Annotated in this window: 11 protein-coding genes, 1 tRNA gene and 1 pseudogene; 8 read left to right on the forward strand and 5 right to left on the reverse strand. The window is 68.8% G+C overall.

Annotated elements, in window-relative coordinates:
* Window positions 1-1,187, reverse strand: a 1,187-nt coding sequence (locus MXD58_RS01730) for a branched-chain amino acid ABC transporter substrate-binding protein (protein ID WP_250608993.1), incomplete at its 3' end; no start/stop codon positions are given.
* Between the two features lie 346 nt (window positions 1,188-1,533).
* Window positions 1,534-2,133, reverse strand: a complete 600-nt coding sequence (locus MXD58_RS01735) for an ANTAR domain-containing response regulator (RefSeq protein ID WP_248819194.1) — start codon at window positions 2,131-2,133, stop codon at window positions 1,534-1,536.
* A 199-nt stretch (window positions 2,134-2,332) separates the two neighbouring features.
* On the opposite strand from MXD58_RS01735, the gene MXD58_RS01740 reads away from it, so the two are divergent.
* From MXD58_RS01740 to MXD58_RS01750, 3 genes and pseudogenes are all read left to right on the forward strand, one after another.
* Window positions 2,333-2,405 (forward strand) — tRNA-Leu (locus MXD58_RS01740).
* Window positions 2,406-2,482: 77 nt separating this feature from the next.
* The gene (locus MXD58_RS01745) at window positions 2,483-3,076 is read left to right on the forward strand and encodes a hypothetical protein (protein ID WP_248839961.1); all 594 of its coding nucleotides are present in this window, start codon (window positions 2,483-2,485) and stop codon (window positions 3,074-3,076) included.
* Window positions 3,077-3,100: 24 nt separating this feature from the next.
* Window positions 3,101-3,576 (forward strand): annotated as a pseudogene (locus MXD58_RS01750) (transposase); the annotation flags it as partial.
* 27 nt (window positions 3,577-3,603) lie between these two features.
* On the opposite strand, the gene MXD58_RS30925 reads toward MXD58_RS01750, so the two are convergent.
* On the reverse strand, window positions 3,604-3,789 hold the full coding sequence (locus tag MXD58_RS30925; RefSeq protein ID WP_374615492.1) for a beta-ketoacyl synthase N-terminal-like domain-containing protein: 186 nt from the start codon (window positions 3,787-3,789) through the stop codon (window positions 3,604-3,606).
* A 405-nt stretch (window positions 3,790-4,194) separates the two neighbouring features.
* Between MXD58_RS30925 and MXD58_RS01755 the strand changes: the two genes are divergently transcribed.
* From MXD58_RS01755 to MXD58_RS01775, 5 genes are all read left to right on the forward strand, one after another.
* On the forward strand, window positions 4,195-5,058 hold the full coding sequence (locus MXD58_RS01755; RefSeq protein WP_248839962.1) for an amidohydrolase family protein: 864 nt from the start codon (window positions 4,195-4,197) through the stop codon (window positions 5,056-5,058).
* Between the two features lie 104 nt (window positions 5,059-5,162).
* On the forward strand, window positions 5,163-6,386 hold the full coding sequence (locus MXD58_RS01760; RefSeq protein WP_248839963.1) for an amidohydrolase family protein: 1,224 nt from the start codon (window positions 5,163-5,165) through the stop codon (window positions 6,384-6,386).
* Between the two features lie 86 nt (window positions 6,387-6,472).
* The gene (locus MXD58_RS01765; RefSeq protein ID WP_248839964.1) at window positions 6,473-7,684 is read left to right on the forward strand and encodes a cytochrome P450; all 1,212 of its coding nucleotides are present in this window, start codon (window positions 6,473-6,475) and stop codon (window positions 7,682-7,684) included.
* A gap of 179 nt (window positions 7,685-7,863) precedes the next feature.
* Window positions 7,864-9,600 carry a glycoside hydrolase family 3 protein gene (locus MXD58_RS01770; protein ID WP_248839965.1) on the forward strand — a complete coding sequence of 579 codons (1,737 nt, stop codon included), beginning with the start codon at window positions 7,864-7,866 and terminating at the stop codon, window positions 9,598-9,600.
* Between the two features lie 112 nt (window positions 9,601-9,712).
* Window positions 9,713-10,435 (forward strand): TetR/AcrR family transcriptional regulator C-terminal domain-containing protein, encoded by a 723-nt coding sequence (locus MXD58_RS01775; RefSeq protein ID WP_248839966.1) that lies wholly within the window; start codon window positions 9,713-9,715, stop codon window positions 10,433-10,435.
* A gap of 82 nt (window positions 10,436-10,517) precedes the next feature.
* Here the strand turns inward: MXD58_RS01775 and MXD58_RS01780 are convergent, their stop codons facing one another.
* Together MXD58_RS01780 and MXD58_RS01785 are read right to left on the reverse strand one after the other, a co-directional pair.
* On the reverse strand, window positions 10,518-11,246 hold the full coding sequence (locus tag MXD58_RS01780; protein WP_248839967.1) for an ABC transporter ATP-binding protein: 729 nt from the start codon (window positions 11,244-11,246) through the stop codon (window positions 10,518-10,520).
* Entirely contained in the window at window positions 11,243-13,957 is a 2,715-nt protein-coding gene (locus tag MXD58_RS01785; RefSeq protein ID WP_248839968.1) for an ABC transporter permease subunit, read from the reverse strand. The genes MXD58_RS01780 and MXD58_RS01785 overlap by 4 nt, the downstream gene beginning before the upstream one ends.
* Window positions 13,958-14,039: the final 82 nt, after the last annotated feature.

Here is a 14,039-nt window from a genome sequence, read left to right on the forward strand (position 1 = left end):
GGAACTGAAGATGGCCGCGGTGCCATCGGGTGTACCCGCCGACGTGCCACCACCGATGGCGAAGGTCCCGTCCGCGCCCCGCCGCCGGCACCGCTCGGGGTGGTGCCGCCCTGGTCGTCGGCCGGCCCACCGTAACGCTGCGAATAGGTGGCGACGAACGCACCGGCGGCCGGCAGCCTGGTCAGCGGGACAAGCAGGCTCGTGAGCAGATCGCCATCCGCGGCGGTCCTGGCCGTGGCGGTGTAGCGGGCGCTGAGCAACGCGTCCGTGCCCAGCACCTGGATGGACGTCCCGGTCTCGGCGAGGCGGGCCCGCAGCCGGCCGGCGAAGTCCGCACCGGCGGTGACGTAGACGAGGTCGGGGGCTTCCTGCTCCAGCGACGCGGCGACGTCGTCGACATTGGCGTCAGCGTCAGCGTCCGCGTAGGCGGGGTACAGGGCCGTCACCGACGCCCCGAGCGCGGTCGCGTGCACGGCGAACCGGTCGCCCAATGTGGTCCCATAGCGGGGTTCACCGTCAACGACAGCGATGCGCCGGCGGCCGAGGGTATCCACCGCGTACTCGGCGGCCACCTGCGCCTGCAGCTCGTCCGTGCCGCTCAACCGGAAGTATGTCGGGTACGGGCGGGTCCGCGCCGGCCCGCCCGCGGCCGGCCCGGTGCTGCCGGCGCCGATGCCGGTCAGCGTCGGGTCGGCGGTGGACGGCGAGACTACCGGGATGCCCGCCGCGGCCAGCGTCGGTACCGCGACCCGCGCCACCAGCGAGCTCACCGGCCCGACGACGCCGATCAGGCGGTCATTGGTGGTGAACGCGTCCGCGGCCTGCGCTCCCCCGTCGGGGCGCGAGCGGTCATCCCGGCTCGACAGCTCCAGGCGCCAGCCCGGGATGGCACGGTCCTCGTTCGCCTCGTCGACCGCGAGCGCGACGGCGTTGCGCACGCTCGTCCCGTCCGCGGACAGCTCCCCCGACAGCGGCGCCAGCACACCGATCGTGGCGACGCGGGTCGCGGGGGAGCCATCGCCGCCGTCGGCGCCGAGCACGGTGGCGAGGACGAACCCGAGCGCCGAGGGCACCCCGAGCGCGAGCACCACGACCGCCGCCAGCAGCACCCGTCCGCGCCGGCTGTGCGACCGCGTCCGTGACCACCGCGCGATCCGGCCACCACCCGCGACGAGCGCCGCCCGCACCCGCCGATACCCCGCGGCCGCATGCGCCGACGCCGGCCCAGACCCCGATGGAACCTCGGCTGGGGCTGGGACTGCTGGAGCCGCGGCCGCTGGGTCTGGAGCCGCTGGGTCTGGAGCCGCTGGGTCTGGGGCGGCTGAAGCCTGGGTCAGCGTCGGGTCGACGGAGACCGGTGCCGCGTCCCCGGACGCCGCATGATCGGCCTCCCGCGCCGCCTCCTGAGCGTCAGGGCTTGTGGACGCGGGCGGGACGTTCCCGGGGTCCGGCGACGCTGCCGGGCCTGGCGGGGTTGGATCGCTCACCCGACCCCCGACGGTCTCGCTGCCGGGAACGGGGCCGACAGGGACATCACGACCGCGGCAGGGCCTCACCCGACAGCACGGCCTCGGCGACCGCGCGCATCGTGCGGCGCTGGTTCATCGAGGTGCGCTGGATCCAGCGGAACGCGTCGGGCTCGGTCATGCCATGCTCGGTCTGCAGCACGCCCTTCGCCCGCTCGATGATCTTCCTGGCCTCCAGGCGGCCCTGCAGGTCCTCGACCTCGGCCTCTAGGCTGACGATCTCGGTGAAACGGCTCATCGCCATCTCGATCGTCGGCAGCAGGTCCTTCTTCTGGAAGGGCTTGACCACGTAGGCCATCGCGCCGGCCTCGCGGGCCCGCTCGACGAGCTCGCGCTGGCTGAAGGCGGTGAGGATGACCACGGGGGCGATGCGGTCCTTGGCGATCTTCGCGCCGGCCTCGATGCCGTCCATCCGGGGCATCTTCACGTCGAGGATGCACAGGTCAGGCCGAAGCTTGCCAGCGAGACTGACGGCCATCTCCCCGTCACCCGCCTCACCGACGACCTCGTAGCCCTCCTCCTGGAGCATCTCCCGAAGGTCCAGCCGGATCAGCGCTTCGTCCTCGGCGATGAGAACCCGGCGCGGGTTCGAGGAGGGCTGGCTCATCGAGTCGTACTCCCGGTCTCGGCGGTGTGGCATCAGTGTGGCAGGGCGAGCGGTCGATCAACGTCCGGCCCAGCGACGGGAGGGCGAGAGGTCGAAACGCACCCTACCCGGATAGAGTCTTCAGGGAGACGTTCCGGCCCGGATCGATCACCGCGGCCCGCAGGCCCGGCTACGCCTCGCCATTACGCCCCACCCGCAGGCCCCGGTACTCCAACGGCAGAGAGACGGTGCTCAAACCACCGACAGTGTGGGTTCGAATCCCACCCGGGGTACGTACAGCATCCACGCGCCGTGGATGCCCAGTGGCCGCCGGATGCGGCCCGGGGGCGGCGGCCGTCACTCCCGCCAGATGGGCAACCTTGTCGAGGTCTGCCACCGGAATCTTGATCATCATGTGCACCTCCTGCCTTTCGTGATCGAGGTGGACGGTGAGCTGAGTGCTTTCGTAGAGGCGTCGCTGCAACGCTTCTGGCGCCCGGTGGAGCTTGAGATTCAGCTCCGGCAGGGCGTCGAGGAGAGCGAGGCTGTCTTGGCCTGGCCGGTCGGGTTCGGTTTCGTCCGCCACGTCGAGATCCTTGATCTTCCCGAGGGCGGTCTTACCCTCTGCGTCGAGCTGGTTGTAGCTACTGCGCAGTCCCTGGGTGAACGGTTCTTCGGGGTCGCCGTCCTGCGCCTGGCGGAGCAGGTTGCCCTGCCTGCGATCAAGCTCGTCGATCTTCTTCTGGAGTCGTCCTCGCTCGGCTGCTCGTTCCCGCGCGGCGCGGTCGTCGTAGGTCGCGAGTTCGGCGCTCAGGAGGGCGATCCTGTCGCGACCGAAGACGCGTTCGGCGTAGAAGTCGGCGATCGCGGCTTCAAGGACGTCTTCGCGGATACGGACGCTCTTGGGGTGTCCGTCGAACTTGAGCTGGTACCCGTTCTTCGGACAGTGATCCCTGTGGGATAATTGATCCGTGGACGGAGGATATTGATGGCGGAGAGTCGTGGGCGGTTCACGCCTGAGTACAAGGACGAGGCGGTAAGACTCGTCCTTGATTCCGGTCGGCCGATCTCTGCGGTCGCGAAGGATCTGGGTATCGACGAGGGCACTCTCGGCGGTTGGGTCGCGACCTGGCGACGTGCCCACGCGAACAGCGCCGAGGAGGAGCCGCTGTCGATGTCGGAGCGGGCGCGGCTGCGTGAGCTGGAGAAGGAGAACCGGGAACTCCGGATGGAGCGCGAGTTCCTCTCAAAAGCCGCGGCCTTCTTCGCGCAACGCCATCAGTGACCGACAAGTACGAACTGATCGCCGCGGAGAAAGATTCCTACCCGGTGCGGAACATGTGCCGCTGGCTTACCGTGTCCGCGTCCGGTTTCTACGACTGGCACCGCCGCCCACCGTCGGTCCACACCCGCCGGCGTACCACCCTGGCCACCCAGGTCCGGGCGTTGTTCACCGCGTCCCGCCCCCCGATCCTTAGGATCAAGATTTCACTACCTCCGATGGAGCGGACTGATATAGCCGTCTCCAGTGGACCAGCGAAAAGCAAATAAGCGAGATGTCGCCCGGCGAGTCGCCGCGGACCGCCGGGTCCGACAGCATGCCAGCGCAAGCGGATGGATCGCCGCCCCGGTACCCCCGGCGACCACGACGTCCGCCCGCCTAGCCCGGATCGTCACCGCCCGAAGAATTTCGACATGATCATTTTAGCACCTAGAGCGAGACCTGTCGCGCCACCGGTCGGGGCCGCCGCTCGCGGACCGGGGACGGTCCAGGACGAGCCGTCTCGGACGGGCGGCGATAGATGAGACTGTAGTCGTTGCAAATTCAGAGTCGATCACCTAGCGCCCAGCCCGCACTCCACCCGCCCACAACCACAGAAGACGCTGCTCAGAGGGTAACGGGAGCCGCTCGCGGAGGCAACCGGAACGCCGGCCCGGCGGCGCCACCGCCGCGCGCCAGGATAGCCCAACTTGATCATGAGGGTTGACTCAACTGAAGTGACGTTCTAGTCTCGGGCGAGTCAGCTGTCACCGTGGGTCCATCACAATGGTTCTGCGGCACTCCCCAACAGGAGCCTAGCCATGGCCATGCCAGCGGAAATTTCTATCGTCGACACGCTGATCGGCTTCCCGAAGGAGGGGTTCAGCCAGTACGACTTCATCCGCAAGCAGACCAAGGACAAGGCCTCGCGCGAGAGCGAATTCCCGGTCGAATACATGTTCAAGGATGTCCCGAAGGAGTTACCGACCGCCGACCCGGTGTCCGTGACCCTGCACGAGATGGACCGCTTCGGGATCGAGGTCGGCCTGATCGGCGTCGGCGATGAGATCTCCCGACTGGCCCTGAAAAACCACCCCGACCGGTTCGTCCCGTCCGGCACTCTGCGCGACCCGAACGACGTGACCGGCAGCGTACGCAAGATCCGCCAGGACCACGAGGAGTATGGGATCCGGGCCTTGGGGGCGTTTCCTGCGGGAACCTTCCCGCAGGTGGCGATCGACGACCCCAAGATGTACCCGATCTACCAGACCTGTGTCGACCTCGGCATCCCGGTCTTCTGCACCGCGGGCATCGCGGGGCCGCGGGTGAAGTCCGATGTACAGAAGGTCTCCCGGATCGACACGGTCATGTTCGACTTCCCGGAGCTGGTCTTCGTCACCCGGCATGGCTGCGAGCCGTGGGAGCAGCTGGCCGTGAAGCTCATGACGAAGTGGCCGAACCTCTACTACTCCACGACCGCGTTCGCTCCGAAGTACTACCCGCAGGCGATCATCGATTACGCGAACACCCGCGGCGCCGACAAGATCATCTACGGCGGCTACTTCCCGATGGGCCTCAGCCTTGAGCGGATCTTCACCGACATGCCGCACGTCCCCTTCAAGGACGAGGTCTGGCCGAAGTTCCTCGGTGGAAACGCCCGGCGCCTGCTCGGGCTGGGCGCGTAGGCGCCGGCCACGAGTAGCGCACTCGCCGTGACCGCGCAGGGTTACCACCGCCTGCGGGTCTGACCACCGAACGCACCCGAACCCACCAGTGAGGATCCATCGAGATGGCCAGTTCTTTGCCGAATGACCGCTACACAGTGATCTCCTCCGACACCCATGCCGGCGGCAGTCACGCCCAGTACCGGGAGTTCCTCGACAGCAGGTATCACGAGGACTTCGACGCTTGGCGCGGAAAGTACCGGAACCCTTTCAGTGACCTCGGCGACAACCGGCGGCTGCGCAACTGGGACGACGATATGCGCAACTCGCAGCAGGACCAGGACGGCATCGTCGGCGAGGTGATCTTCCCGAACACGGTACCACCGTTCTTCCCCAATTTCGTCCTCTTCGCCGAGCCGCCAAAGCCCGAGGAGTACCTGCACCGCCGCGCCGGGATCCAAGCGCACAACCGGTGGCTGGATGATTTCTGCAGCCGCTATCCGGAACGCCGGGCCGGCGTCGGGCAGATCTTTCTCAACGACATTGACGACGCCATCGAGGATGCGACGTGGATCAAGGAGCACGGTCTGCGGGGCGGTGTGCTCCTACCACCGGTCCCGCCACACATTGACTGGATCAAACCGCTTAATCACCCGGACTACGACCGGCTGTGGGCCGTCTGCGAGGATCTCGAGATCCCCCTGAACGTGCACGGCGGACAGGGCCTGCCTTCGTACATGCCACACCCGTCGTCTGCGCTGCTCATGACGGCCGAGATGCCGTACTTCTCGCACCGACCGCTGTCTTTTCTGTTGCTGTCCGGTGTTTTCGAGCGTTTCCCCCGGTTGAAGTTCATCATGACCGAACAGGGCTGTGGCTGGCTGCCTCCGACCCTCCGGCAGTGGGACCGGACGCTCGAGCGGGTCCGGACCCACGGCGCGCTGGGCGAGCTGCGCTTCAAGCCCGAACACCGGCTACCGAAGTCCGCGACCGAGTACTTCCAGCAGAACGTCTGGCTGGGCGTGAGCTTCCCGCACATCGACGACGTCAGGGCGGCGACGGAACACCTTGGCGTGGAGAAGTTCATGTGGGGCAGCGACTTCCCACACGACGAGGGCACTTTTCCGTACACGACGCTGCACCTTCGTCAGTTGTTCTCCGACTGGACGGAGGCCGATCTACGCAAGATCCTGGCTGAGAACGTCGCAAGCATCTACGACTTCGACCTGGCGGCGCTCGCCGAACCGGCCGCACTACTCGGGCCACGGGTCGAGGACGTGCGGCGCCCGCTCACCGAGCTGCCAGAGAACCCCAACGAGGCGCTGCTCACGAACGCGGCGGCGGTCTGAACACAGTCGTTCGGCATTGCCACCGCGCTGGTCCGAGCCGAGCCGCGGCTCCCGAGCGAGGGCACACGTACCAGGTCGGAGGATCAATGGACAGCATCGAAGGCCGAATCGATCTTGTGGACGGGGCGTTCTGGGGGCGCAATCCGCACGAAGAGCTTGCCTGGTTACGGGCCAATTCACCCGTCTGGCGGGACCCGCGCACCGGGGTCTGGGGGGTCGCCACCTACGACCTCGTCCGGTACGTCTCCACCCACCCACAGGAGTTCAGCAGCGCGGGCGGGATCCGACCGGACCACCCGGCCCAGCCCATGATGATCGACATGGACGACCCGGCGCACTGGCAGCGACGGAAGCTGGTGAACAAGGGATTCACGCCCAGGCGAGTCCGCGAGAAGGAGGACTCGATCCGCCAGATCGTCGACGCGATCCTCGACGACGTGTGCGAACGCGGCGAGTGCGACCTCGTCGGCGACATCGCCGCCTGGCTCCCCCTGATCGTCATCGCCAACGAGCTGGGCGTCGACCCGGCCGACCGCGCTCAGCTCCTGCAGTGGAGCGAGGACATGATGGGCGCGCTCGGAGATCTTACCGACCAGACGGCTCAGCTCGCCGCCGCGGCCGGGGCCCAGTACTACGCGTACGCCCAACGCATCATCGACGCGCGGCGCGAGCGCCCGACCGAGGACCTGATGAGCATCCTGGTCCATGCCGAGGTCGACGGCGACCGGCTGCAGGACAGGCAGATCATCAGCGAGTCGCTGCTGATCCTCAACGGTGGCGACGAGACCACACGCCATGTCATCTCCGGTGGCGTCTACGAGTTGCTGCGCGCGCCCGACGCCTGGGAGGCGCTGCGGCACGACCGAACCCTGATCCCCGCGGCGGTCGAGGAGATGCTGCGCTGGGTGAGCCCGATCAAGAACATGGCCCGCACGGCGACCGCCGACGTCGACCTCGGCGGCAGGCGGATCCCAGCCGGGGACACGCTGCTGCTGCTGTATCCCTCGGCCAACCGCGATGAGGCTGCCTTCCCGCAGCCGTTCACGTTCGACATCCGTCGCAGCCCGAACGAACACGTGGCCTTCGGGTTCGGCGCGCACTACTGCCTCGGCACGAGCCTCGCCCGCCTCGAGCTGCACGTCATCCTCGACCGCCTCCTCGACCGGCTGCCCGACCTCACTCTGGTCGACGCCGACGAGCCGAAGCACCGGTCGGCGAACTTCGTCAGCGGCTACGAGAACATCCCGGTGCGGTTCACCGCCACCCGCCCGGTCAGCACCCAGGAAGTTCTTCGCTAACCACCCGCGTGCGTGCCCGCGGTCCGGCGAGGACGTGTAGGCGGGCTTCCCCGGCGCTGCGGACGGCGCCGGGGAAGCCCGCGCGCTCGCCGTGGTGACCGCCAGGGCGAGCGCCGAGGCGACATGACCGGGGCCGAGGCGCGGGTCTGTTGACGATGCCTGAGCCGGAAGGACAGACCATGACTCACGCCGCCGTTCGGTTCCCTTACCAGGACGCGACGCTGTCCGTCGACCAGCGTGTCGAGGATCTGCTCGCGCGCATGGACGCCAGGGACAAGGCCGGACTGCTGTTCCAGCCGATGGCACAGATCGGTGCGTTCGACGAGCCGGGGCCGTTCGGCAACCCTCCGACACGCAGCCTGCTCGACCGGCGCATCAACCACTTCAATATCCTCTTCGTACCGTCCGCGCGCGAGATCGCGCAGTGGCACAACGCCGTCCAGGAACAGGCACTCCAGCATCCGCTGGGCATCCCGGTCACCCTCTCCAGCGATCCCCGGCACTCCTTCACCAACAACCCGGCGATGGCGCTCGTGGCCGGCCCGTTCTCGCAGTGGCCCGAGCCGCTCGGCTTCGCGGCCGTCGGATCGGCGGAACTGGTCGAGCACTTCGCTGACATCACGCGCCAGGAATACCTGGCCGTTGGCATCCGCACCGCGCTGCACCCCCAGCTCGACCTCGCGACCGAGCCGCGGTGGTCGCGCACCTTCGGCACTTTCGGAGCCGACGCCGAGCTGGTCGCCCGGCTGGGTACCGCCTACGTCCGAGGCCTGCAGGGCGACGAGGTCGGGTCCCGGTCCGTCTCGGCGATGGCCAAGCACTTCCCCGGCGGCGGTCCCCAGAAGGACGGCGAGGACCCGCACTTCTCCTACGGGCGGGAGCAGGTCTACCCCGGCGGTCGTTTCGACCTGCATCTCGAGCCGTTCAAGGCGGTGCTCGCCGCCGGCGTCTCGCAGATCATGCCCTACTACGGAATTCCCGTCGGCCTGGACTACGAGGAAGTCGGCTTCAGCTTCAACAAGGGAATCGTGACCGGCCTGCTGCGCGAACAGCTGGGCTTCGACGGCATCGTCTGCACCGACTGGGGCGTCCTGTCCCACACCTACTGGGGCGTGGAGCACCTGAGCCACACCGCACGCATGATCAAGGCCCTGGACGCGGGCATCGACCAGTTCGGTGGCGAGGACGACGCCGTCACCCTCCACGCGCTGATCACCGACGGGACCCTGAGCGAACAGCGCATCGACACCTCGGTGCGACGCCTGCTGCGCGAGAAGTTCCGGCTCGGTCTCTTCGAGCAGCCCTTCGTCGACGAGAGCAGGGCCGACACGCTCGTCGGCGCCCCCGAGGCCCGGGCGGCGGGCCTGGCCGCCCAGGCGGCCGCGCACACGCTGCTCAGGAACGCCGAGACCGGCCCCGCCCGACTGCCCCTGCGCGGCCCGCTGCGCCTCTACGTCGAGGGCCTCTCGGCCGAGGTCATCGGCGACCGCGCGCAGGTCGTCGACACTCCCGAGGAGGCCGAGGTCGCCGTTGTGCGCCTCGTCGCGCCGTGGGAGCAGCGCGGCGAGCCCGGCACCTACGAGACGTTCTTCCACACCGGCTCCCTGGCGTTCCCCGCCGCCGAGGTGGCCCGGATCCAGGCGATCTGTCACACGGTCCCCACGGTGGTCGACGTCTACCTCGAACGACCCGCGATCCTGGCCGAGGTCGCGGCCGACGCCGCGTCCCTGATCGTCAACTTCGGCGCCTCGCAGGAGGTGTTCGTCCAGGTTCTGTTCGGCGAGGCCGAGCCGCGGGGGAAGCTCCCGTTCGACATTCCCCCCACGATGGCCGCCGTCGAAGCCGGTCACTCCGACGAGCCCTTCGATACGGTCAACCCGACGTATCGGTTCGGGTTCGGCCTGCGATACGCCTAGCAAGGCGCGGGCGGGGGAAGGTACACCGGGTTCCCTATCCCCGCTCACGGCCGTCCGGAACCCGTCGGCCCTGCCCGCCGATGGTCCGGTCCCCTCGTCGCTGGGAGCGCATGTGAGCACATCCTCCGCGGCGCCCGGGGCCGGCCCACAGCCCCGAGGTGTGCGCGCCGCTGGTCGTCGCGGCCCGGGGCGCCCACCCCGACTGAGCCGCGAGCTCATCATCGAGACCGCCGCCGCGATCGAACCGAAGGCTCTGACCCTGCAGGCCGTGGCCGACCGGCTCGGCGCGGACCGCAAGGCCATCAGCTACTACGTCGCTGGACGGGACGAGCTGCTCGCGCTGGTCGCCGAACGGTCCCTGAGCGCCGAACTCGCATGTCTCGTTCTTCCGCTCGACGACTGGCCCGAAGCGATCCGCGTCTTCGCCACCAGCCTCCGGGCCGCTCTCCTACGCCAGAGCTCGCTGTCCCTGTTCATCAACCGGCTTCCCGGCGCCGGCGTGCTCGGGCCCGCGGACCAGTTGCTGCAGGCACTGCTGGACGCGGGGTTCGACGTCAACGCCGCGGCCCGCGGGCTCGCCCTCATCTCCGCGGCTGTCTTCGAGGACGCGCGGGCCGCGCTCCTGGCCGTGCGGTTCGGCCAGCACCCCACCTATCTCGAGGTCAGCCGCGTCCTCGGCGAGCTGCCCGACGACGCGCTGCCCGCCATTCGGCGCGTCCTGTCCGAGAACCGCACTCCCGGACAGGACAGCCTCGACTTCTCTCTCGAGACCATCATCGATGGGTTCGAGCAGCGTCTCCGGCGCGGCCCGCGGCTGAGGAAGCCGGACTCCTGACTGGCCGGACTCCTGGTTGGCCGGACTCCTGGTTGGCCGGACTCCTGGTTGGCGGTCCTGGCTCGACGACCCGAATGACAGGTCAGGCCGGGCGGTGGTCCGTCGTGAGATCGTGGCTGAGGTAGTGGCGCATCACCTCCGTCTGGTCGAGGTCGGCTGCGCTGCCCTGGAAGGTGATGCGGCCGTGGCCGATCATGTAGACCTTGTCCGCGACGGCGAGTGCCCGGTTCACGTACTGCTCGACGATCAGCAGTGCCGTGCCGCGGGCGGCCAGGGTGCGCAGCGCCGCGAAGATCTCATCGACGACGATCGGCGCGAGGCCCATGGAGACCTCGTCGAGCATGACGAGCGAGGGTGAGCCGAAGAAGGCGCGGGAGAGCGCGACCATCTGCTGCTGGCCGCCGGACAGCCGGCCGGCGGTGTCATGCAGGCGCGTCCTGAGCGCGGGGAACATGTCCAGCGCGGTGTCGAGTGACGTGTCCTTCTCCCAGGGCGGGATCTGGAGGAGGAGGTTCTCGCGGACGGTCAGCGACCGGAAGATCCCCCGGCCTTCCGGGATCAGGCACACCCCGTGGCGGCGCCGGGCGCTCGGTGCGTCGCGGGTGACGTCGCGATCGCCAACCAGGACGCGGCCGGCGCCGGTGCGCATGAGGCCGGACGCCACCCGCAGCAAGGTCGTCTTCCCGGCGCCGTTGGAACCCAGCAGGGCCACCACCGAAGCGGGGGGGATCTCCAGATCGATGTCGCGCAGGACCGTAGCGCGGCCATAGCCGGCGCTGACGCCCTCGAACCGCAGTTGGGCGGCGATCACGGCTGGACCTCCTTCACTGGTTGCGAAGCCGTCGCCGGCGTGCTGTCGGCGTCCTCGCCGAGATAGGCCGCGCGCACGGTGTCGGACGAGAGCACCTCGGCCGTCGGACCGGACATGAGCAGCTTTCCGAAGTCGAGGACATAGAGCTCGTCGCAGACCTCGCTGACGAGGGCCATGTCGTGTTCGACGAGCAGAATGCCGATGCCCCGTTCGCGCACCACCTGCCGGAGGATCTCGCCGAACCGGGCCGTCTCGGCCCGGTCAAGACCGGACGAGGGCTCGTCCAGCAGCAGGATTCGGAAGTCCCCGGCCAGGCAGCGGGCGAGCTCGACGAGGCGGCGCTGTCCGGTGGAGAGGTCTCCGACCTGCCGGTCGGCCAGCTCGCCCAGGCCGCACAGGTCCAGGGCGTGGGCGGCCGCCGCGCGCACCCGGACGGCGTCGGCGCGCCGGGGCAGCACCTGGCGCAGCGGGTTGCCGCCGGCCAGGCCGGCCTCGAGCCCGAGGGCGACGTTCTGGCGCACGGTCATCGTGTCGAACAGTTCCATGATCTGGAACGTGCGGCCGAGCCCGCGGCGTGCCCGCGACGCCGGGCTGCGCCGCGTCACGTCCGCGAGATCGAGTCGGAGGGCTCCCCGGGTGGGGTGGACCAGCCCGCAGACGGCGTTGAACGTCGTGGTCTTGCCCGCGCCGTTGGGACCGATGAGCCCGGTGATCGTCCCGGTCCGAGCCGCGAGATCGACGTCGTCTACCGCGACCAGGCCACCGAACTGCACCCGCAGCCCCGCCACGGTCAGGGACAGCGGCTGGACCTGCGCCGCGACCTGCCCGGCCCCCGCCGTGTGCCGCCCGGTGCCGTCGGCGCGCCCGCGGCGGAACACACCGTCCAGCGCGCCTCGCAGCCAGGACGGCGCGACCCGCTTGGAGGCCGGGATCAGCGCGTAGAGGATCACGGTGACGCTCGTGAGGAGCGTGATGTACTCCCCGATGTTGCCCAGCGTGAGATAGGAGGGAACCAGCGTCAGAGCCACCGCGGCCTGGAGGGCGTACCAGGGCTCGGAGCCGGTCGTGACAACGATGAGGGTCAGATACGTCAGGGACAACAGCGGCTGGTAGTTGTCCGCCGCCACGGTGATCTGAGCCATCCCGGTCAGGGCGCCCGAGATCGCGGCGATGAACGCCGACAGACAGAAGACCAGGACCCGGGTCGTGTTCACCGAGACCCCGTGCGTGGCGAGCGCGACCGGCGAGTCGGCCATCCCGCGCAGCAGCCGGCCGAGCCGGCCACGGTCCAACGCGATGATCCCCAATGCGGTCAGCGTGGTCAGGACGAGGCAGACGTAGTAGAAGCCCTTGTCCGAGTCCAGGCCCCACAGCGCCGGGCGGGGCATCGACAGCCCAAGGTTAAGCTCGCCGAACATGAAGCTCTTCGTGTAGAAGAGCTGCTGCACCGCGATACCGAACCCCAGCGTCGCCAACGCCAGGTACAGGCCGCCGTGCCGGGTCGCCGGGATCGCCAGCAGGGCACCGACGGGAACCGCCACCAGCCCGGTCACGGCGAGCGCCAGCAGCCACGGCCAGTGGTGATCGACCGCCAGATGCGAGAAGGCCGCGGCACCGATCGCGGTGAACGCGACGTGGGACAGCGACACCTGGCCGGAGGTACGCACCAGCAACCCCAGCGACAGAAAGAGCATCACCGTGGTGAGCGTGACCGTCCAGTCACCGAGGTGGAAACCCACGAATGTCGGTGCCAGCGCGAGGACGGCGAGAATCACGACGCCCACGCCCACCTGCAGCACCGGCGGTGTCACCCAGTCCGCCCGCCGGTCGGGCGCGCTCGGGATACGCGACCGCAGCCACCGCTTCGGGAACAGCAGCAGGACTCCGAACAGGACGATGAAGGGCAGGCTCGCCGGCACCTGGGCGAGGAAACCGGTCGTGAAGTACTTCGTTCCCAGCGAGCCGAGCAGCCCGATCCCCAGCCCGCCCAGGAATGTGATCGGCAGGCTGGTGAACGACCCAATCGCCGCGGCACCGAACGCCTGGACGACCAGCAGCGTCAGCGTGGTCTGGTCCAACGGTACCGACGACGCGAGCAGCAGGCCGGACACCATGGCGAACACGACGCCGATCGCCCACGCCCACTGCCGGGCCCGGGTTGGGTTGGTGCCCGCCAGATCGAGCAGCTCCGCGTCGTCCACAACAGCGCGCATCGCGATTCCCAGCCGCGCGTAGCGGAAGAAGACCGAAAGCGCGACGGTGGCAGTCACCGCGACCACGAAGATGATGATCTTTTCGGTGGTGACCCGGGTACCGAAGATCGTGACCACGTTCGTCGGCAGGAAGGACGGAATCTTGCGCGAACTGGTTCCGTAGAGGAGCTGGAACCCGGTCTGCACCACCAGCAGTACCCCGACTGTCGCCGTGACCCGCAACGCGAGACTCGCGTCGGCGAGCGCCCTGGCGAATCGGGCGAACACAACGCCGCCGAGGGGGCCGAGTACGACCAGGATCAGGCCCGCGGCCAGCGGCCACGGCATTCCGTGCTGCACATGCAGGAAGTAGAACGAGTACGCGGCGATGGTCGCCAGGGCACCATGGGCGAAGTTGAAGACGCCCGAAGTCTTGTAGGTCAAAACCAAGCCAGCGCCCGCGAGCCCGTAGACCGCGCCGGTCACGAGTCCGGCGATGATGAAGGGCAACAACGTCAAAGACCTTTCGTGCTCACGAGAGCGGGCAGTCCGGGTGGGGCGGCCATGCGCGACCTGGCCGCCCCACCCGGTCCGGCCCCTG

Source organism: Frankia sp. AgKG'84/4 (assembly GCF_023242965.2).
Lineage (GTDB): Bacteria > Actinomycetota > Actinomycetes > Frankiales > Frankiaceae > Frankia.